The sequence below is a fragment of the Streptomyces sp. NPDC002671 genome, from assembly GCF_053592475.1.
This window is the reverse complement of record NZ_JBSFVU010000019.1, coordinates 139,336-159,872: the sequence shown is the minus strand read 5'-3', so window position 1 is coordinate 159,872 and position 20,537 is coordinate 139,336. Positions and strand designations below refer to the sequence as shown.

General features: G+C 69.4%; 13 protein-coding genes and 1 pseudogene. 7 read left to right on the top strand and 7 right to left on the bottom strand.

Annotation, left to right across the window (positions count from 1 at the left end; translation table 11 throughout):
• Nucleotides 1–97 precede the first annotated feature (97 nt).
• On the bottom strand, nucleotides 98–580 hold the full coding sequence (locus ACWD35_RS27955) for a nuclear transport factor 2 family protein (protein ID WP_451354067.1): 483 nt from the start codon (nucleotides 578–580) through the stop codon (nucleotides 98–100).
• Nucleotides 581–672: 92 nt separating this feature from the next.
• On the opposite strand from ACWD35_RS27955, the gene ACWD35_RS27950 reads away from it, so the two are divergent.
• Nucleotides 673–1,284 carry a DUF4291 domain-containing protein gene (locus ACWD35_RS27950; RefSeq protein ID WP_451354066.1) on the top strand — a complete coding sequence of 204 codons (612 nt, stop codon included), beginning with the start codon at nucleotides 673–675 and terminating at the stop codon, nucleotides 1,282–1,284.
• A 16-nt stretch (nucleotides 1,285–1,300) separates the two neighbouring features.
• Here ACWD35_RS27950 and ACWD35_RS27945 read toward each other — a convergent pair whose 3' ends face one another.
• Entirely contained in the window at nucleotides 1,301–1,480 is a 180-nt protein-coding gene (locus ACWD35_RS27945; protein ID WP_451354065.1) for a hypothetical protein, read from the bottom strand.
• A 185-nt stretch (nucleotides 1,481–1,665) separates the two neighbouring features.
• On the bottom strand, nucleotides 1,666–2,145 hold the full coding sequence (locus ACWD35_RS27940; protein WP_451354064.1) for a winged helix-turn-helix transcriptional regulator: 480 nt from the start codon (nucleotides 2,143–2,145) through the stop codon (nucleotides 1,666–1,668).
• Between the two features lie 94 nt (nucleotides 2,146–2,239).
• Here ACWD35_RS27940 and ACWD35_RS27935 point away from each other — a divergent pair, with 94 nt between their 5' ends.
• Nucleotides 2,240–3,409 (top strand): thiolase family protein, encoded by a 1,170-nt coding sequence (locus ACWD35_RS27935; RefSeq protein ID WP_451354063.1) that lies wholly within the window; start codon nucleotides 2,240–2,242, stop codon nucleotides 3,407–3,409.
• Between the two features lie 22 nt (nucleotides 3,410–3,431).
• Here ACWD35_RS27935 and ACWD35_RS27930 read toward each other — a convergent pair whose 3' ends face one another.
• Nucleotides 3,432–4,127: a TVP38/TMEM64 family protein gene (locus ACWD35_RS27930; RefSeq protein ID WP_451354062.1), complete on the bottom strand. Its 696-nt coding sequence runs from the start codon at nucleotides 4,125–4,127 to the stop codon at nucleotides 3,432–3,434.
• 303 nt (nucleotides 4,128–4,430) lie between these two features.
• Between ACWD35_RS27930 and tuf the strand changes: the two genes are divergently transcribed.
• Together tuf and ACWD35_RS27920 are read left to right on the top strand one after the other, a co-directional pair.
• The gene (gene tuf / locus ACWD35_RS27925; RefSeq protein ID WP_451354061.1) at nucleotides 4,431–5,612 is read left to right on the top strand and encodes an elongation factor Tu; all 1,182 of its coding nucleotides are present in this window, start codon (nucleotides 4,431–4,433) and stop codon (nucleotides 5,610–5,612) included.
• 30 nt (nucleotides 5,613–5,642) lie between these two features.
• A complete protein-coding gene (locus tag ACWD35_RS27920) occupies nucleotides 5,643–6,488 on the top strand; it encodes a spermidine synthase (RefSeq protein ID WP_451354060.1) in 846 nt (281 codons plus the stop codon).
• Here ACWD35_RS27920 and ACWD35_RS27915 read toward each other — a convergent pair.
• Nucleotides 6,450–7,790 (bottom strand): MFS transporter, encoded by a 1,341-nt coding sequence (locus ACWD35_RS27915; protein ID WP_451354059.1) that lies wholly within the window; start codon nucleotides 7,788–7,790, stop codon nucleotides 6,450–6,452. The two genes, ACWD35_RS27920 and ACWD35_RS27915, sit on opposite strands and share 39 nt — an antisense overlap.
• 207 nt (nucleotides 7,791–7,997) lie before the next feature.
• On the opposite strand from ACWD35_RS27915, the gene ACWD35_RS27910 reads away from it, so the two are divergent.
• The gene (locus tag ACWD35_RS27910) at nucleotides 7,998–8,333 is read left to right on the top strand and encodes a hypothetical protein (protein ID WP_451354058.1); all 336 of its coding nucleotides are present in this window, start codon (nucleotides 7,998–8,000) and stop codon (nucleotides 8,331–8,333) included.
• 54 nt (nucleotides 8,334–8,387) lie between these two features.
• On the opposite strand, the gene ACWD35_RS27905 is transcribed toward ACWD35_RS27910, so the two are convergent.
• Entirely contained in the window at nucleotides 8,388–9,377 is a 990-nt protein-coding gene (locus tag ACWD35_RS27905; protein ID WP_451354057.1) for a hypothetical protein, read from the bottom strand.
• 115 nt (nucleotides 9,378–9,492) lie between these two features.
• On the opposite strand from ACWD35_RS27905, the gene ACWD35_RS27900 reads away from it, so the two are divergent.
• The gene (locus ACWD35_RS27900) at nucleotides 9,493–9,945 is read left to right on the top strand and encodes a DUF4442 domain-containing protein (protein ID WP_451354056.1); all 453 of its coding nucleotides are present in this window, start codon (nucleotides 9,493–9,495) and stop codon (nucleotides 9,943–9,945) included.
• A gap of 179 nt (nucleotides 9,946–10,124) precedes the next feature.
• On the opposite strand, the gene ACWD35_RS27895 is transcribed toward ACWD35_RS27900, so the two are convergent.
• Nucleotides 10,125–13,982 (bottom strand): hypothetical protein, encoded by a 3,858-nt coding sequence (locus ACWD35_RS27895; RefSeq protein ID WP_451354055.1) that lies wholly within the window; start codon nucleotides 13,980–13,982, stop codon nucleotides 10,125–10,127.
• A 622-nt stretch (nucleotides 13,983–14,604) separates the two neighbouring features.
• Here ACWD35_RS27895 and ACWD35_RS27890 point away from each other — a divergent pair.
• Nucleotides 14,605–20,166, top strand: a pseudogene (locus ACWD35_RS27890) (RHS repeat-associated core domain-containing protein); the annotation flags it as partial.
• Nucleotides 20,167–20,537: the final 371 nt, after the last annotated feature.

Sequence of the window (20,537 nt, the reverse complement as noted above, 5' to 3'; positions counted from 1 at the left end):
ACGGAGCCTCCCTAGCAGCCGCTGGCTCCAGTGTGCGCGCCCGAAGCGATCTCCGACAGAGGGCCTCGAACCCGCAGGCCGGGGCGGTCGGGCCGGGTCAGTCCGGCACGGTCGCCGGGCTGCGCTCGGGCAGGCGGCGCCACTTCTCGTGCACCATCACCTGGCGCAGCCGCCACCCCTCCGCCGTGCGCAGCACCCCGAAGTCGTAACGGCCGCCGCACACCAGGTCCGGAGCAGTGCCTTCACCGTCGCCCGCGAACCGCATGGGGTTGAGGTAGTCGGCCCGTACCCGGGCGGTGTCCCCGGTGTCGTGGTCCAGGATGCCGAAGCGCACCAGGCGGTTGACGATCAGATGCTGCCGCATCGAGAACAGCTCCAGGCTTCCGGCGAGCCATCCGGCGACCTGGCCCGCGTCGCCCTCGATGCCGCCCGCGGACCGGTAGTCGGCCCGCCCGTCCGTCGTGAACAGTCTCCGGTACGCCGCCCAGTCGCCGTCGTCCACCGCCACCGCGTACGCGGTGATCAGCTCGTCCACGGCCAGTCGGGCCATTACGGTCGCTAGCTCCACGCGCTGCGTCATCGGCACAGTGTTGGGCATGTGGAGCGCGGAGCCAAGAGGCGTGCGGCGATATTCGGTGGTCCGGGGCACCGGAGGTCCGCGACGCTGTCCCCGTGAACGAACAGTCAGTCGAAGATGAGCCGAAATTCCGGATCCGGGCCCGCCACACGGAGTCCACGATCACCGTCTACCAGGCCTACCGCCCGGAGATAGGCGGCCCGGCGGCCCGCACCGGACGCTTCCCGTCCGCCTGGAAGCGGGACCGGATGACCTGGATCAAGCCGTCCTTCCTGTGGATGATGTACCGCTGCGGCTGGGGCACCAAGGAGGGCCAGGAGACCGTCCTCGCCGTCGAGATCAGCCGCGACGGCTTCGAGTGGGCCCTGCGGAACGCGTGCCTGTCGCACTACGCGCCCGGGCTGCACGCGGACCAGGCCGCCTGGAAACGGGAGTTGCGGCAGTCGTCGGCTCGCGTCCAGTGGGACCCCGAGCGGGATCTGCACCACAACCCGCTGCCGTACCGGTCGTTGCAGCTGGGGCTCTCCGGTCAGGCGGCGGCACGGTACGCCGACGAGTGGATCACCGGCATCGAGGACGTGACCCCGCTCGCGACGGAGATCCACGCCCTGGTGCGGGCAGGTGAGTTGGAGAAGGCGACGGAGCTGCTGCCACAGGAGCGGCCGTACCCGGTGGCCGAGGAACTGCTCGCGCATCTGCGGGCGTAGGCCAACCCCGGTCGGCTCAGGCCGCCTTGATGATCTCTCCGCGGATCGCCTCGGCCCATTCGACCACCAACAGCTCGTATTCCTCGCGCTCCTGGGCCGACAGGGTGCCGCCCGCACGCAGCCACAGCGCCCGGATGTGCTCGTTCACCTCGGCGGCGGACCGCACGGAGCCAAGGGGCGTGGATTCGGGGGACATGCGGGCAAGCCTAGGGGCAAGCACTGACACTGCGCTACCGCGTGGCTACGCAGACCGCACGCGGTCGGTCACCGGCGGCGCGGCACGACGTGTTGCGCGGGGGTGAAGTGCCCGGTCGCGCCGGTCTGCAGGGCCGCTCGGAGGCGGGCGCACCGGGTCCTGAAGATGTCCGAAACGGGGGCGTCCTACGCGGCCGAGGGGCCGGCGACCGTCCAGCCGGGGACCTGGGGGTGGGCCGTCAGGTCCTCGTGGCGTACCTCGTCGCCACAGGCCCGGCAGGTGACGACCGGGACCAGTTCGTTGCCGCAGCTGTGCTCGACAGCCATGGGGAGGTCGGCCCCCTTGCGCAGATGCCGGTCGCCCCACTCCTTGAGGGTCATCAGGACCGGCTCCAGCTCCAGGCCCGCCTGCGTGGGCCGGTACTCGAAGCGCTGCGGGCGCTCGCTGTAGGCGCGCTTGGTGAGGATCCCGGCGTCCACGAGCCGGCGCAGCCGGGTGGCCAGGACGTCGCGCGGGGCGCCGATGTTGCGCACGAGCTGATCGAAGCGGCCGTTGCCCAGGCACACCTCCCGCAGAACGAGCAGGGAGTACTTCTCGCCGACCACTGCGAGGGCGTCGGCGATGGAGCAGGGGCGCGGGTCTTGCGCGCTTTTCCGGGCGGCCATGCAGTGCAGTCTAGTAGAGGGTTTGATTTTCCAACCTACCGAGCTATGGTGAGTTTGGATTTCCTACTCGCCAGTAGTCGCAGGAGGCCGCACCATGCGAGACGCAGTCATCGTCGAAGCCGTACGCACCCCCATCGGCAAGGGCAAGCCCAACGGCTCCCTCGCGAACGTCCACCCCGTACAGCTCCTCGCCCACACCCTGCGCACCCTGGTCGAGCGCTCCGGTGTCGACCCGGCGCTGATCGACGACGTCATCGGCGGCACCGTCGACCAGGTCGGCGAGCAGGCCATGAACACCACCCGGTACGCCGTCCTCGCGGCGGGCTTTCCCGAGTCGGTCCCGGCGACCACGGTGGACCGCCAGTGCGGCTCCTCCCAGCAGGCCGTGCACTTCGCCGCGCAGGGCGTCATCTCGGGCGCGTACGACCTCGTCGTCGCCTGCGGTGTGGAGTCGATGAGCAGGGTGCCGATGTGGTCCAACGTGCCCGCGGGCAAGGACCCGTTCGGGCCGGGCGTCGCCGAGCGCTACCCGGAGGGTCTGGTCCCGCAGGGCATCAGCGCCGAACTGATCGCCGCCAAGTGGTCCCTCACGCGCGCGCGGATGGACGAGTTCGCCGTCTCCTCGCACCACAAGGCGGCCCGGGCCTGGGCGAACGGCCTCTTCGACGCCGAGGTCGCGCCCCTGGACGGCGTCACCCGTGACGAGTGCGTACGGCCCGGCAGCACCCCGGAGATCCTCGCCGGCCTCAAGCCCGCCTACTACGACCCCACGTTCGCCGAGCGCTTCCCGCAGATCGAGTGGAACGTCACCGCGGGCAACGCGAGCCCGGTCAACGACGGCGCCTCCGCCGTTCTGATCACCTCCAGCGAGACCGCGGCCCGCCTCGGCCTGCGCCCGATTGCCCGCCTGCACAGCTTCGCCGTCACCGGCTCCGACCCGCTGCTCATGCTCACCGGGGTCATCCCGGCCACCGAGAAGGTGCTGCGCCGGGCGGGCCTGAGCCTCGACGACATCGACCTGTTCGAGGTCAACGAGGCCTTCTCCAGCGTGGTCCTGGCCTGGCAGCAGGAGACCGGTGCCGATCTCGCCAGGGTCAACGTGCACGGCGGCGCCATCGCCCTCGGCCACCCGCTCGGCGCCAGCGGCACCCGGCTGACCACCACCCTCGTGCACGCCATGCGCGAGCGTGGCGCCCGCTACGCCCTGCAGACCATGTGCGAGGCGGGCGGACTCGCCAACGCCATGATCCTGGAAAGGGCCTGACGGTTCACTGACTGCCGAGTGATCAACGGGCGCTCAGGTGGTGGCGCTTGCGCCAGGCCACCACACCGCCCGCGAGCGCCGGTACGGCGATGGCGGCCATCGCGATCAGGAAAGCGGGCGAGGTCGGCGCCGAGGCACGCGCCCCGGCGACGACGTAGGCGGCGGTGTTCGGGACGGAGCCGAGCGCCGTCGCCAGGAGAAAGGCCACCCACCCCATGCGGGAGACCGCCGCGCAGTAGTTCGCCACCCAGAACGGAATCCCGGGGAAGAGGCGGGCCGCCAGCATCGACCGGAAGCCGTGCCGGCTGAGCTGGCCGTCGACCGCCTTCAGCCAGCGTCCGCGCAGCAGCGGGCGCAGCGCGTCCTGCCCGAGCACCCGGCCCAGACCGAAGGACACCCCGGCCCCGAGCACCGTCCCCGCCAGCGCGGTGCCGAGCCCCAGCTGGGAGCCGAACAGCGCGCCCGCCGCCAGGTTCAGCAGGGGGCGCGGCACGAACGCCACCGAGCACAGCCCGTACGCCACCGAGAACACCAGCGCCGCCGCGGCACCGCCGAGCTGCGGCGGCCAGCCGTGCGTGAGCAGCCGCTGCGGTTCGAAGAGCAGCACACAGCCCCCGGCCGCCGCGAGCAGCGCCACCAGCAGGGACAGGCGGGCGTACGGCGACAGGAGCGCCCGGGGAAGGGCCGTGGCGGTGCCAGAGCGGTTGGCATCGAGCATCCGGTGACATTAGCCGACGGGCGTGTCTGATCGCCGTACGGGCCGGATCGCGTAGGCGAAAAACCATTCGACGCCGGACAAACCGTCGGCGATGATCGACGCCATGTTCCGGCACGCCTTCCTCCTCGCAGCACCCGCCGTCGCGGGTGCCCCGAAGGCTGCCGTCCCGATTGTCGTGGCCGCTGTCGACGGCGCCCGAAGCTGACCCTCTCCGGATCGTCCGGCGGACCCCGCAGGGGGAGGGTCGGCCAGTCCTTGGGGTCCCGCATTCCCGTACCACCGGAGAGGCTTCGAGGTACAGCCATGTCCAAAACGGCATACGTGCGCACCAAGCCGCACCTGAACATCGGCACGATGGGCCATGTCGACCACGGCAAGACCACCCTGACCGCCGCCATCACCAAGGTCCTGGCCGAGCGCGGCAGCGGCACGTTCGTTCCGTTCGACCGCATCGACCGGGCCCCGGAGGAGGCCGCCCGGGGCATCACCATCAACATCGCGCACGTCGAGTACGAGACCGACACCCGGCACTACGCCCACGTCGACATGCCGGGCCACGCCGACTACGTCAAGAACATGGTCACCGGCGCCGCGCAGCTCGACGGGGCGATCCTCGTCGTCTCCGCGCTCGACGGGATCATGCCGCAGACCGCGGAGCACGTACTGCTCGCCCGGCAGGTGGGCGTCGACCACATCGTCGTCGCCCTGAACAAGGCCGACGCCGTCGACGACGGCGAGGACGCCGTGCTGACCGACCTGGTCGAGCTGGAGGTCCGCGAGCTGCTCACCGCGCAGGGGTATCCGGGGGACGCCGTACCCGTCGTACGCGTCTCCGGGCTGAAGGCACTGGAAGGAGACCCGCGCTGGACCGCGTCCATCGAGGCGCTGCTCGACGCGGTCGACACCTACGTACCCATGCCCGAGCGCTACCTGGACGCGCCCTTCCTGCTGCCCGTGGAGAACGTGCTCACCATCACCGGCCGCGGCACCGTCGTCACGGGTGCTGTGGAGCGCGGGACCCTGCGGGTGGGGGACCGGGTCGAGGTGCTCGGGGCCGGCCTGGAGACCGTCGTCACCGGCCTGGAGACCTTCGGCAAGCCCATGGCGGAGGCGCAGGCCGGGGACAACGTGGCCGTACTGCTGCGCGGTGTGCCGCGGGACGCGGTCCGACGGGGACACGTGGTGGCGGCGCCGGGGAGCGTGGTGCCCAGCCGGCGGTTCTCCGCGCGGGTGTACGTGCTGTCCGCGCGCGAGGGCGGCCGTACGACGCCCGTCTCCACGGGGTACCGGCCGCAGTTCTACATCCGCACGGCGGACGTGGTCGGGGACGTCGACCTGGGCGAGGCGGCGGTCGCCCGGCCCGGTGACACGGTCGAGATGACCGTCGAGCTGGGGCGGGAGGTCCCGCTGGAGCCGGGGCTCGGCTTCGCCATCCGCGAGGGCGGCAGGACGGTCGGCGCGGGCACGGTCGTCTCCGTGGACTGAGCGCACGGCGGATCGCCGCACAATGGAGGGGTGAACGAAGCCATACCCGTCACCCGAGCCGTCGACCACGGCACCGCCAAGCTGATGCCGGACGTCGACCGTGAGCGGGCCTGGCTGCTCACGGTCGACGGGGCCCCGCAGTCGTACGTCGACCTGGACGAGCCCACGTATCTGGAGTTCGAGTACGCACGGCGGCTCGGGTATGTGCTGGACATCCTGGCCGAGCCCGGGCTGCCGCTGGACGTGCTGCATCTCGGCGGGGGCGCGCTGACGCTCCCGCGGTACGTGGCCGCCACCCGGCCCGGGTCCCGGCAGGACGTGGTGGAGGCCGACCGAGGGCTGCTGGCGCTGGTCGCCGAGCATCTGCCGCTGCCCGCGGGCTCGGGCGTCGTGCTGCACACCGCCGACGCCCGGGCCTGGCTCGAAGCCGCCCCGGACGACTCCGCCGACGTGCTGATCGCGGACGTCTTCGGCGGCTCCCGGGTCCCGGCGCACCTCACCTCCCTCGCCTACGCGCGGGAGGCCGAGCGCGTCCTGCGGCCCGGCGGGGTCTATCTGGCGAACCTCGCCGACGGGGCGCCGTTCGCCTTCCTGCGTTCCCAACTCGCCACGTTCGCCGCCGTGTTCGAGGAACTGGCGCTGATCGCCGAGCCGGGCGTGCTGCGCGGGCGCCGGTTCGGCAACGGCGTGCTCGTCGCCGCCCACCGGCCCCTCGACACGGCCGCGCTGGCCCGCCGCAGCGCGGCGGACGCCTTCCCGGCCCGCGTCGAACACGGCCCGGCGCTGCGGGACTTCATCGCCGCGGCGCAGCCGGTTGCGGACGCCGACGCCGTGCCCTCACCCGAGCCCCCCGACGGCGCGTTCGGCATCGGCTGACACCTCGCCTGCTGGGACAGCGTCGGGCGGCATCGTGTCGCCCGGCACCGTGTCGTCGCCGGCGATCCGCTGCGTGCGGCGGGTCAGTTCGCGGACGTCCGGGACCAGCAGGACCAGGGCCGTGACCAGTACGACGAGGCCCGCGCAGCCCCAGAGCGCCGCCGTACGCCCGAAGGCCGACTCGGCGGGGCCGGCCAGGGCCGTGGCGAGCGGCAGCAGGGAGACCGAGCCGAACCAGTCGTACGCCGACACGCGCGAGAGCTTGTCCTCCGGTATCTCCTGGTGCAGCGCGGTCATCCAGGAGACGCCGAACACCTCCACCGTCGTACCGGCGACGAACATGACGGCGTACAGCACGCCCACCGGCACCGGCACGGCCAGCGCGCCGGACGGCAGCGCGAGCGGGAACACGCAGAGGGTGCCGGCGAGCAGGAAGCGGCGGGGCTTCCAGCGGGTCATCAGCAGCGCCCCGCAGACCGTGCCCGCGCCGAACGCGGCCAGCGCCAGACCCCAGGGGCCCGCGCCACCCAGGCTGTCCCGGGCGACGAGCGGACCGTAGACGGCGTCGGCCGCGCCCACGACGGCGTTGGCGACGGAGAACTGCACGACGATGCCCCACAGCCAGGGCCGTCCGATGAACTCCCGCCAGCCGTCCCGGAGATCGGCGAGCAAGCCGCCGCCCGGCACGCGCGGCGGGATGTGGCCGACGTCGAGGAACGCGCGCAGCGCCCCGGCGATCGCGAAGGCCGCCGCGTCCAGTGCGAGCACCCAGCCGGGGCCGAACGCCGCGACCAGCGCGCCGCCGAGCGCAGCTCCGCCGAGGGCCGCGCCCTGGGTGGCCATGCGGAAGAACGCGAACGCCCGGCCCGCCTCCTCGCCCTCCACGGAGGACATCAGCATGCCCTCGGCCGCCGGGCCGAAGAACGCCTGCCCGGTGCCGCCCAGCGCGGTGAGCAGCATCATCTGCCACAACCGGGGCTCGCCGGCCAGCACGAGCAGCGCGAAGGCCGCCTGGGAAAGGCAGTTGAGGACGTTGGCGGCGACCATCACCCGGTGCCGGGGCAGCCGGTCGGCGAGCGCGCCGCCGATGAGCAGGAACACCACCAGGGGAAGGGTGCGGGACGCGGCCACCAGTCCCACGTCCCCGCCGTCGCCGCCCGCGCCCAGCACCGCGAACGCGGCTGCGATGAGCGAGCCGTTGGCGCCGAGGCTGGTCACGATGGCCGCGGCGGTCAGCAGCGAGTAATTGCGGCCGGCCCAGGCGGGTCTGCGGGCACGGCGGGAGGCGGCGGCTGTCTTCACCGGCCGACTATCGCTTGCGCGTGCCGAGGTTGCAAACGGTTTCCGGTGGCGAACACCGTTCGCCCAACTCGCCGTGCCACGCGCTGCTTTGACCGGGACGACGGCGCCTTCTACAGTACTCAAGTCATGTTCATGACGAATTGTCAGGACATGGGCTCATTTGCGCGAGAACACTCGTTTGCAGAAGATCAAGAAGAAAGGACTCTCATGCGCAAGCATGCTGCAGCCCTGATCGGCACGGCCGCGCTCATCGGCGCCGCCGTGCCCGCCCTCGTCGCGGCGCCCGCCTCGGCCTCGACGCTCAGCTGCCGCCCCGCCGCCCACCGCTACGTCGTGACCGCGACGAAGGCCGCCGTCCACAAGACGCCGAGCGCGCGCGGCACCGTGATCGGCCACGTGTACAAGGGCCAGCAGGTGGTCTCCAAGTACGAGTGCAACAACGGCGGCACCCTCTGGGAGTGCATCAAGAACTGCCAGGTCTCCGACAACGGGACCCCCACCGTGTGGGGCCACTGGGTCTACCGCGGCTACCTGAGGGGCTGAGGCCCCACGGTGTTCCGGCCCGCCGCGTCGAGGCGGGCCGGAACACCTGCCGGCTCAGTCGTTCGTCGGAGTGCCCTGGAGCCGGACCGTGCTGAGGACCTTCAGGACGGTTGCGTCGGGAACCTCGCCGTGCACGCCCTTGGCCCCGAAGAAGTTGACGGACACGAAGTCGTCGTTGGAGTTCTTGAAGCCGAACGTGAGTGCCTTGCCGTCGCTCGCGCACTTGCCCTTGGCGGGCGTGTTCGTCGAGTGCGCCCAGCCGTAGCTGCCCTCGATCCCCGAGGCGGTCGTGAACGGCGTGCCCTTCTTGTCGAAGGTGATGCTCTTCTTGTCGGGCATCGTGTAGCCGCCGAAGACCCACCAGGCCGGCGTGTTGACCGCGATCTCGTCGGCGTTCTTGGCGCCGCTCGCGCCCTTGGACCCCATGACGGCCAGCGGGGTGTCCTCGGTGCGGCCGTCCTTGTCGTCGTCCGAGGTGCACCACTTGGACTGGTACTCGGCGATGCCCGACATGGTGATGCCCTTGTCCTTCTCCTTCGGGAAGTTGAAGGAGTAGGGCCTGTCCGGGGCTTCGACCTCCCACTCGGCCGGCACGTCGAAGGCTATGCCCCACTTGGGGTTCACCACGACCTGCCAGCCGGGGATCGTCGGCTTCTCCGTCTCGCTGCCGCGCGGGTCGTCCGTGGCGGACGACGTCGGCGTCGAAGGCGTCGTCGGGGACTGGCTCTGCTTGCCCTTCCCGCTGCTCGCCTCGTCGTCCTTCGAGCCGCCCAGGACCACGTATCCGGTCACCCCGGCGGCGATCACGACGGCCGCCGCCGCGAGGATCGCGATCAGCTTTGTCCGTCCGCCGCCGCCCTGCGGGGGCGTGGGCAGGGGGGTGGTCGGGGGCTGCTGCTGGCCCCACTGCGGCTGCTGACCGTACGGGTTCGCCTGCGGGTAACCGGGCTGCTGGTACGGATTCGGCTGCTGGTAACCCGGCTGTTGGTACGGGTTGTTCTGCGGGTTCTGCGCGCCCCCGGGCGGCTGCTCTCCTGACCACATGGGGACTAACCCTAGCCGTGTCGTGGACACGATTCGGTCACCGGATCTTGTCAGGGACGTACCAGGGGCGGGGCAAGGGTGGTCAGCTTTACTACTGCCCGGTAACATCCTGCTCATGACTGTTGAAAGCGCCTCGATGGGCGAAATGCTGGCTGCCGCGGTTCCGATGGTGCGGACCCTGAACCTGGAGTTCGTCGAGGTCACCCCGGAGCGTGCCGTGCTCCGGCTTCCGGACCAGTCGGACTTCCACAATCACATCGGCGGACCGCACGCGGGCGCCATGTTCACGTTGGCCGAGTCCGCCAGCGGTGCCATCGTGCTCAAGGCATTCGGTGACCAGCTCTCTCGTGCGGTGCCGCTCGCGGTGCGTGCCGAGATCGACTACAAGAAGCTGGCGATGGGTCTGGTGACGGCCACGGCGACCCTGGGCCGTCCGGCGACCGAGGTCGTGGCCGAGCTCGACGCCGGCGGGCGGCCGGAGTTTCCGGTGCACATCGCCATTCAGCGCGAGGACGGGGCTGTCACCGGCGAGATGACAGTTGTGTGGACCCTGCGGCTGAACGGCTGAACGGCTGAACGGCTGAACGGCTGAACGGCTGAGCGGCTGAGCGGCTGAACGGCTGAACGGCTGAGGGCGCAGGGGGAGGGCCTGCCTGGGCTCGATTGTGACAGCTGTGTGCCCCGCGCAGCCGAGGCGGTGCGGGGCACACAGCTCTTGTCCGACTGGTGCTTGTCGGTCCTGGGGTCTTATGCGTCAGCTCCCAGTGAGGCCAGGTCAAATGCGTTGCTGATCGAGCGGTAGCCGTCTGTTGTCAGATTGACGTGGTCGCCGGAGTCATAGTCCGAGGGTGCGGTGCCGGCGTTCAGCATGAGCGTCGTTGGATCCGCGGTGCTTGTCGGGTCGGGGACCGCCACGGCCGACTCCGTGTCGATGTAGTTGACGGTCGGTGTCGTGAAGTCGGTTTGGTCGGTGATCCACGTGTTGGTGTCGACCCGGTTGGCGTCGGCGTCCGTGGTGCAGGGGGAGTAGCCGTGGCAGGGGGTGAGGGTGGTGAAGACGACCTTGATGCCCCACGCTCTGAGCTGGTCGCGCAGTAGCCCGTAGGAGTCTTCAAGGCTGGTGTCGTCGGTGCCGGCCAGGGTGTCCTTGAGCCCCTCGTCGATGATCACGGTGGTGATGCCGGGCAGGTCCAGGACATCTCGGTCGAGGCGGGTGAGGACGGCTGGACCGCCCTGATCCTGTTCGGCGGTGAGGCGGTTGTTCTCGATGCCTGAGGCGACGACGCCGTAGTCGGGGATGCCCTGGTTGTTGGTCCGTAGCGCGGCGGCGAGGTTGTCGGAGATCCGGTTCACCGGTGCGGCCTTGGTGCCGGTGGCGAAGGTGTCGATGACGTTGTCGCCAAGGACGGCGATAGTGGGCTGGTTGCCGCTGGTGGTGACGTCGATGCCGGTGAGGATGTCGGCGAACCAGCCGGCGTGGACCCCGGTGCCGCTGAAGGCGGTGGTCGTGGTGTCCGCGGTGTGGTCGCCGGAGCCGACGGCGCTGACGTACTGGGTGGTGGCGGTCGCCCAGCTGTGCTGGACGAGGTAGGGCACGTCGTTGGCCAGGTGGAGGCTGATCATGATGCGTTTGCCGGGTGTGGCGGTGTAGGTGACCGGGTCGCTGTATACCTCGCCGCCTACGGGGATGATGACCGCCTTGTTCCCTCCGTTGAACGTCAGGTCGGTGGGTGCCGCGGTCGGGGCCGCGCCGGAGGACCGGGTGGCGATGGTCGTGTGGTCGATGGTGAGCGGGGTTCGTCCGAGGGCGTTGGACAGGCGGATGCGGACGCTCGACCCGGCCACGCCGGGGTCGGCCGCGATGCGGAACGTCTGGTCCTTGTAGTCGGTGCCTTCGTAGTTGAAGGCGCCTTCGTTGGGGGCACTCCACGCGCCGGTCCAGGCGGCTCCGTTCGGTGCCTTGGTGGTGTCACGGACGGCCATGCCGAGGATGTGTAGTCCGGGCACGTACTGGCGGGCGGAGTCGCTGAGGTCGGGCAGGGTGACCGAGCTGACCTGCACTCCCGGTTTGAGGGGGACGGCGAAGGCGTAGATGTTGGTGCTGCGGGCTTCCTGGGTGCCGTTGGTGTGGTTGCGGTGGGGCATGGTGACTGCGGCCAGTGCGTTCGAGCCGTAGACCCAGTCGGGGACGTTGAGGTGGTAGGTCTGCGGGGTGCTGCCGTCGCCGTAGGCGATGGATCCGCTGGGGCCGCCTGGCTGGCAGTCCTCGTACTGGCCGTTGCCGAGGGTGCACTCGGTCCCGCTGACGGAGGTTCCGTCGGGGACGGCGGGGCTGCTGTAGTCGGCGTCGTCGCGCTGGGAACTGACGAGGCCGTAGGTGGAGAAGGCGAGGAAGACCAGCGCCCGGCCGCTGGTGCTGTTCATCTGGATGGTCTGGTTGGCGGCCATGACGTTGTCGCCGGAGGTGGAGCCGAAGTTGGGCAGGGTGAAGGCGGCGCCGTCGACGGTGATCTTGCCGCCGGGCTGCCAGCCTGCTGCCTTGAGGTCCTGCAATGACAGAGTCGCGCCGACCCCGTCGGCGTCGGCTGCCGCCTGGTCGTTGTTGTCGGTGACGGCGGTGTTGTCGAAGGCGGCCTGCAGGCTGGTGTACGTCTTGCCGGCGTGGCCGAGGGCCGTGAACTGATACTGCTGCTGGGACGAGACGTTGCCGGCCGAGTCGACGGCGTAGACGTACAGCGTGTGCGTGCCGGGGGCGGTGGGCGTCAGGGTGATCGTCGCGGCGTTGCCGGAAGCCGTGGCCACTTCGGAGGCCGGGGTGTTGGAGGTGGGCGGGCTGGCGTCCATGCCGTAGAGGAACTTGGTGGCACTGTCGGTGCTGAGTGTGAACTTGCCCGCGGTGCCGGCGGCTGTGATGCCGGAGGTGTCCTCGGGGTAGCGACCGTCGGTGCTCTTGACGGTCGGTTGGGCCGGAGCGGTGAGATCGACGGTGAAGTGGCAGATGGACGAGGCCGGGCTGGTGTCCTCGCCATCGCTGGAATGCAGGTTCCAGCCGATCACGTCGCCGGTCTTCAGCCCGCTCATGAACGTCGAGGAGAGCTGCTTGGGCGCGTTCTGGCCGCTTGTCACCGTGGCGCTGGTCGACGTGGTGGCGGTGCCGCCGTTGACCCAGTACTTGTAGGTCGCCGCCAGATCGTCCTTGTCGCCGTCGCTGATCACGGCGTTGAGGGTGGGCGGGGTGGTGGCGATCGTCTTGCCGACGACCGGGTACGGCGCAGAGGTCCCGCATCCGACCGAGTGCGTACCGAACTTGGCGGCCAGGCTGCTCGGCCTGCTCGGTACGTGGTTGAACTCGATCGACATAGAGGGGTTGTTGGCGAAGCGCTTGAAGTGGTAGCCGTCACCGCTGCTCTCCTGGCTGTTGACCAGGGCGAAGGTCCAACTGGAGTTCCTGGCGGCGGCCTTCTGCGCGATGGTGGAGGTGACGGAGAAACCCCCGGACGGCTGGCTGGTGCAAGCAGGGCCGAAGGTCTTGGTCGCCAGATATTTCGACAACGACGGTCGGTTGTTCCAGTTGGTGCCGGAAGTGATGGATCCGGTCAGGTAGAGCTTGACGTCTGAGGAGAGGCTGCAACTGGCTGAGTAGTTCTCCTTGACATCGACAGTGGCGGACACGATGTGCGTGCCCCACACTGCGGAGGGGATCCCGAGCTGGAAGTACGACCGCTCGACGCCGATGCAGCCGGACCAGCTGTTGTAGCCGACGCCGGGGTCGCCGTACTGGGTGGAGTCGTAGTTCTTCGCCGTCGGGCAGCCCTGCTGGGTCTCGATGTAGTGCTGTCTGCTGCCGTTGGCGTAGTGCGGATTCCAGCCGGGATCGATGTAGACCGGGTACCGGGTGGCCGAGCCCGTGAGCAGCTGGTGATCCGGTGTCAGGGAGACGGTCGAACCGCTGACATCGTCTGCGACCCGGGCGAGCCGGGCGCCGGCGCCCGGCCCGGAGGCGTCCGAGGCGGGGGAGGAGGCGGCGGTGAGCGTGGAGCGAGCGTGCGAGGCGGTGGTGCTGGTTGACGAGTCCCACATCAGCGGCTGCGGTGCGCTGAACATCACCTGTCCGCCGGCCGTCGCGGCTTGCAGGTTGTCGTGGCCGTCGTCGGAGACCGTCACGCCGGTGGTGTGAGCCGTGAGCTTGAGTGTGCTCAGTGTCGGATTGTCCGCGGCGTCGGCTGTCTTGACGACGATGACCTCGGAGAAGCCGCCGAGCGTGTTGGCGGTCAGTTGCAGGTCGACGTCCTTGAGGACGTCGGGGTAGGTGATCGTGGCGCCGGACACCGTGGGCTTGGGTAACTCCTGCGGCCAGGAGAAGCCCAGCCGCGCCTTGCCACTGGTCATGGACACCAGGGGGCTGGAGCCGCCACCCGAGAAGGCGAGAGGTTCGGCGGATGCCTTGGGGCTGTAGGTGCCGTCGGCGTTGTGCTGGAGTGTGGCATCGACGCGAACCCAGGAAGCGTTGTGCCGGACGCGTTGGGGCAGCAGGCTCGTGGTCCAGGTGACAGTGCCCGACGGGTTGGCCTGGACCGTGGCGGTTTCGGTGGTCAAGGCGTCCACCTGGACAGGGTTGCCCGTGTCCGCTGCCCGGGCCTGGGCCTTTGCCAGGGCGGTCTGCTGAGCTGTTGTCAGGCCCGAGTCATCGGGTGGGCGTGTGGTGCCCAGGGGGCTGTCGGGTGGTGTCTCGGGCAGTGAAGGCGCGGGCGTGGAGACCGGTGAGGTCCCGCCCTCGTCTGCCACGGCCGGCTGTGCGGCCACGAACTCGGCAGTGACAGACGGCAGGAGCAGAGTCAGGACGACGGCAGCGGTCCTGAGCCGAGGACGTGTTCGCCACGCTCTTCGCGTGCGACGGCGGCGGGGCTGTTCAAGCATTTCATTCCCCCCACAAAAACCAGTTCTGACGAGTCGATCAGGGCGTAAGGACGCTATCGACGTATCCCGCGATTGGACAAGCGAAGCAGCTCCCCTGCGCGCCTCCAGGAATTCCGGGGCGGAAATCCCGGTTCCGCCTCACCGGGGGGAAAGTCCGGCGCGCCAAGAGGCTTTAACACGAAAATTTTGAAGCAGTCTCGCCTTGGAATAATCTTGACCCTGCTTGACGTGTTCATGGTATATATTTCATCTTGCCCGCATCGTTTCACCCGTGAGGACTGTTAGATTCCCCGAGCGTCTTCACTAGGGGATGGGGATTTCTGTGGGTGAGTGGGCGAGATTTGGTCTGGGTGTCGAACGGCTAGTTCGACGTAGATCATCAATGCGGATCTGGCTGATTCTTGTCACGTCTCTGGCGTTATTAGCGTCCGTATTCGTCGCTGATCCTGCCTTGGCGGCTGGGGTGAAGCGCAGTGATTACCTCGTCAAAACCCACAAGGAACGGTCGGTTCCGGTTTCCGCTGTGAAGGGCCGTTCCGTCAAGCCTCCACGCATGAAATCCTGGAATGCGAGCGACGCCCGGAGAGCCTGGCCGAAAGCCGGCGAAGCCGATACGGTGCTGCCCGCGCCCACCTCGAAGAAGGCGGGCGGGCGACCTTCGGTCACGGCACGCGCAGGACAACTGCCTGTCTCCGTAGCCGCCTTGATCAAGGGCGGGCACCGCGCTCCCGCCGGAACCAAGCTGCACCTCTCCCTGCCCGGACAAGCCGCTGCCGGGAAACTCGGCCTGCGAGGTGTGATCCTCGCGGTGCGACCCAGGGGTGCCACAGCGGGCGGGAGTGCTCAAGTCCGGCTCGCCTACGACGGTTTCCGGGACGCATATGGCGGCGACTGGGCTTCCCGCCTGCACTTGGCCCAGCTCCCGGCCTGCGCCCTGACCACCCCCACCGCCGCCCCTTGCCGCAAGCAGACCCCGCTCGTCTCCTCCAACGACGCCAAGACCCGGACCGTTTCCGCCGATGTCGTGCTCCCCGCCCAGCACAGAACGGCAGCCCAGCCGTTGGTGCTGGCCGCGGTGGCCGGCACCTCCGGTGGCGGCGGCAGCTATGCCGCCACCTCACTGGCCTCCTCGGGGCAGTGGTCGGCCGGCGGCTCAAGCGGCGCGTTCAGCTACTCGTATCCCATCGCCGTCCCGGACGTGCCCGGCAGCCTGGCCCCGAGCGTGTCGCTGGACTACAGCTCGCAGAGCGTGGACGGCCGTACGTCCTCGACGAATGCCCAGTCCTCCTGGATCGGCGACGGCTGGGACTACGCGCCCGGTTTTGTCGAGCGCAGCTACCCGGCCTGCGCCGACGACGCCGCCAACGGCACCCCGAAGACATCCGACGAGTGCTGGTCGGACGCGGTCGACACGCTCACGCTGTCACTGAACGGCTCGTCCAACACGCTCGTCCACGACGACGCCACCGGCAGTTGGCACCCGCAGGGCGACAACGGCGAGAAGATCGAGATCAAGACCGACACGGTCAACGGTGACAACGACCACGAGTACTTCGTCGTCACCACCGCCGACGGCACCAAGTACTACTTCGGCCGCAACCGCCTGCCCGGCTGGACAACCGGCAACGCGACCACCGACTCGGTCTTCACCACCCCCGTGTACGGCAACGACACCGGTGAGCCGTGCCATGCCTCCACCTTCGCCGCCTCCTGGTGCCAGCAGGCGTACCGGTGGAACCTCGACTACACCGTCGATCCGCACGGCAACGCCATCAGTTACTGGTACACGCACGAGACGAACTACTACGGCAGGGACAACTCGACCACTCCCACGTCGTACACCCGCGGCGGCTACCTGTCGAAGATCCAGTACGGCCAGCTGGACGGCAAGGTCTACGACAGCACCGCACCCGCCGCGGCCCAGGTCTTCTTCGACACTGCGGAACGCTGCCTGCCGGACTCGTCCTTCGACTGCGCCACGTCGAAGATGACCAGCGCGAACGCTTCGCACTGGCCGGACGTCCCGGTCGACCAGGTCTGCGCGTCCTCCGGCACCTGCAACAACCACGGCCCCGCCTTCTACACCACCAAGCGCCTGACCGGCATCCGCACCCAGGTGCTGGTCGGCACCGCGTACCAGGACGTGGACACCTGGTCGCTGACGCACACCTTCCCAGCCACCGGGGACACCACCACGCCGTCGCTGTGGCTGAGCCAGATCGTGCACACCGGCAAGGACGGCGGCAGCCTGTCCCTGCCACCCGTGAAGTTCGCCGGACAGGCGCTGGCGAACCGGGTCGACGGCCTGGACGGCTACCAGCCCATCACCCGCTACCGGATGACCAACATCACCACCGAGTCCGGTGAAGTGGTCACGGCCAACTACCTCGGACCGCAGTGCCACCGCGCGGGCACCAAGGTGCTGCCGGCGAGCGAGGACAGCAACACCTACCGCTGCTATCCGCAGTACTGGACACCACCGGGCCAGACCTCACCCCAGCTGGACTGGTTCAACAAGTTCGTCGTCAACTCCGTGACGGTGCAGGACCCCAGGGGCGGCGGGCTCCCCGTACAGACCTCCTACACGTACGTCGGTGACCCGGCCTGGCACTTCAACGACGACCCCCTGACCCAGGCCAAGTACCGCACCTGGAACCAGTGGCGCGGCTACGGCACGGTCGAGACCCGCACGGGCACGTCACCCGCGCAGCTCACGCTGTCGAGGGAGACCTTCTTCCGTGGCCTGGACGGCGACAAGACCAGCGCCGGCACCCGCAGCGTCACCCTCAATGACAGCGCGGGCGACGATGCACAGAAGGACTCCGACTGGCTGGCCGGCCAGACCTTCGAGGCGCAGTCGTACAACGGCGACGGGGGAGCGCTGCTGTCGGACGGCGTCACGGATCCGTGGAGTTCGGCGGCGACGGCGACCCAGTCGCGTACGAAGGCCGGCCTGGAATCGCTGGTCGCGCGCCACGCCAACATGAAGCGCGCCCGCACGATCACCACCAAGGCCGACGGCACCAAGCTCACCACCGAGATCGACTACACCCTCGACGACGCCACCGGTCTGCCCACCTCGGTCGAGGACAAGGGCGACGTGGCGACGCCGGGCGACGAGAAGTGCACCCGCACCTGGTACGCCAAGGATTCCTCCGGCAACACGCTGCCGATGCCGCGCCGCGTCCAGGAAGTCGCGGTCGCCTGCTCGGCCACCCCCCAGTACCCGCAGGACCTGGTCAGCGACGACCTGGCCTTCTTCGACAACTCCACGGACAACACCGCGACGCCCACCAAGGGTGACGTGACGATGGTGCAGAAGGCCGACTCCGTGGCCGCCGACGGCACCCCCCACTACATCACGGCGCTGCAGAACACCTACGACACCTACGGTCGCGAAGCCACCGAGACCGACGCCGACGGCCGCACCACGACCACCACCTACAACCCTCCGACCGGCGCTGCCCCGACCTCCATCACGGTCGCCAAGCCCAAGGTCACCGGGCAGACGACCGCCTTCACCACCACGACCACCCTCGACCCGGCCCGTGGCCTGGACCTGAAGACCACCGACGCGGCCGGCTACTCCACCACGAGCGCCTACGACCCGCTGGGCCGGCTCACCGCCGTCTGGAACCCGGGCTTCCCCACGACCAACAACCCCAACATCAAATACAGCTACAACCTCACCCCGAGCGCCCCTTCGACGGTCACCACCCAGACCCTCGACGACGACAACAGCTACCGCACCTCCATCGCGATCTACGACTCGATGCTGCGCCCGCGCGAGACGCAGACAGCGACCGTGGACGGCGGTCGCACCATCACCGACACCATCTACGACAGCCACGGCTGGCCGGTCAGCTCCTCCGACGCGTACTACAACTCCGGTGCTCCGTCGGGCACTTTGGTGGACGCGGCCGACAACCAGACCCCCTCGCAGACCGGCACGGTCTACGACGGCGCGGGCCGGGTGACCGGATCGATCGCCTACCACTTCGCTTCCGAGACCTGGCGGACCACCACCGCCTATCCCGGCTCCGACCGCGTCGACGTCACCCCGCCCCAAGGCGCCACGCCGACCACGACCTACACCGATGCCCGCGGCCAGCTGGTCAAACTGCTCCGCTATCACGGCACCGCGCCCGCCGGAGCGGCCGACACCGTCACCTACACCTACGACGCGACAGGTCATCAGATCGGCCAGGACGACGGCCAGGGCCACACCTGGAGCAGCCACTACGACCTGCTCGGACGCCGCACCTCTCAGACGGACCCGGACACCGGCACCTCGTCCTCCACGTACGACAACGCCGGCCAACTGCTGACCACCACGGACAACCGCGGCAAGACCACCAGCTACGACTACGACGAACTGGGCCGCAAGAAGGCCGAGTACGACATCACGGGCGGCGCCGCACCGGCGGCAGGCAACGAGCTGGCCTCCTGGACGTACGACACGCTGAAGAAGGAGCTGCCCACCTCCTCCACCCGCTACGTGGGCGGCACCAGCGGCACCGCTTACACGGAGAAGGTTCTCGGTTACGACAGCCACGGCTGGGCCCAGGCCACCGAACTCGTCGTCCCGTCCTCCGAAGGCGCTCTGGCCGGGAACTACATCCACCAGAACCACTACAACCTCGCGGGCACGCTGGCCAGTTACACCGACCAGGACCCGGCCGCCGTCAGCCTCCCGCAGGAGACGGTCGCCTACACCTACGACACCTTCGGCCGTCCGATCGCCGTTGGCGGGGTGAACGGCTGGGAGTACGTCAACAAGCTCTCCTACACGGAGTTCGACGAGCCGTACCAGTTCACGTACGGCACGTCGGGCAACTTCACTCAGCAGACGCTGAGTTACGACGACCAGACCCACCGGCTCACCGGGGCGACGACGGTCACCCAGTCGGGCGCCGCGATCGCCGACAAGACCAGCTACGCCTACCAGCCCTCCGGCAACGTCAAGAAGATCACCGACAAGCTGGAGACCGGCCAGACCGACACCCAGTGCTTCACATATGACTGGGCGCAGCGCTTGAAGTCCGCCTGGACGGCCACCGACGCCTGCGCGGCCACTCCCGCACCCGGGGCGTCCTCCACGGTGGGCGGCCCCTCCCCGTACTGGCAGTCGTGGACGTATGACGCCACGGGCGCCCGTGCCACCCAGGCCGACCACGACACCACTGGCGACACGTCCCACGACGCGACGTCGACGTACACCCCGTTCGCTGCGGGCAAGGGTCCGGCTCACGCGGTGTCCCAGGTGGACAAGGTGGTACCGGGCGACTCGGCGTCCAACACGACCAACGCCTACACCTACGACAAGGACGGCAACGTCCGGACCCGCACCACCCGCGCGGGCACCGACACCTTCACCTACAACGACGAGGACAAGCTGTCCGAGTTGTCCTCCACGGGCAGCGCCGGCGACACCAAGTACCTCTACGACGCCGACGGCGGCCTGCTGATCCGCCACAGCCCCGACGCCACCACCCTGTACACGGGCGACGAGGAGATCACCCTCAAGAAGGGCGCCACCAGCTGCGACGGCGTCCGCTACATCTCCCTGGCGGGCGAAACGGTGGCGACCCACTCTTCGGACGGCCACGTCACCTACCTGATCCCTGACAGGCAGGGCACCAGCACCCTGGCCGTCGACTCCCAGACCCAGGCGGTCACCCGCCGCCAGTACAAGCCCTTCGGCGAGGCCCGCGACCAGTCCGGCACCTGGACGGCCGGCCAGCGTGGTTACGTCGGCGGCACACAGGACGACAACACGGGCCTGACCAACCTCGGCGCCCGCGAGTACGACCCCACGATCGGCCGCTTCCTCAGTCCCGACCCCCTGCTGGACCCCGGCTCACCGCAGACCTGGAACGCCTACGACTACGCCGGCGACTCCCCGGTCACCGAGTCCGACCCGTCCGGGCTGTGCATGGCCGACCAGTGCGGCATCGGCTACCCCATCGGCGGCACCGGCACCAGCAAGAGCAACCCCAAGCGCTACGTCGACACCGGCCCCGTCGACCCCGGCGGCCAGAACACCGCCGTCTGCCACCACGGCCACTGCTCCGACGGCCACTCCTTCGGCTACAGCGGCGGCAACATCAGCAAGAAGACCTACGACCCGCAGGCCGAGGCCCGCGCCGTTGCCCGGGCCAAGGCCACCGCCGACGCCACCGCAGCCGCGGCCAGGAAACAGGCGTCCGGCCTCAAGCACCGCCTGCTGAACATGGTCGCCGA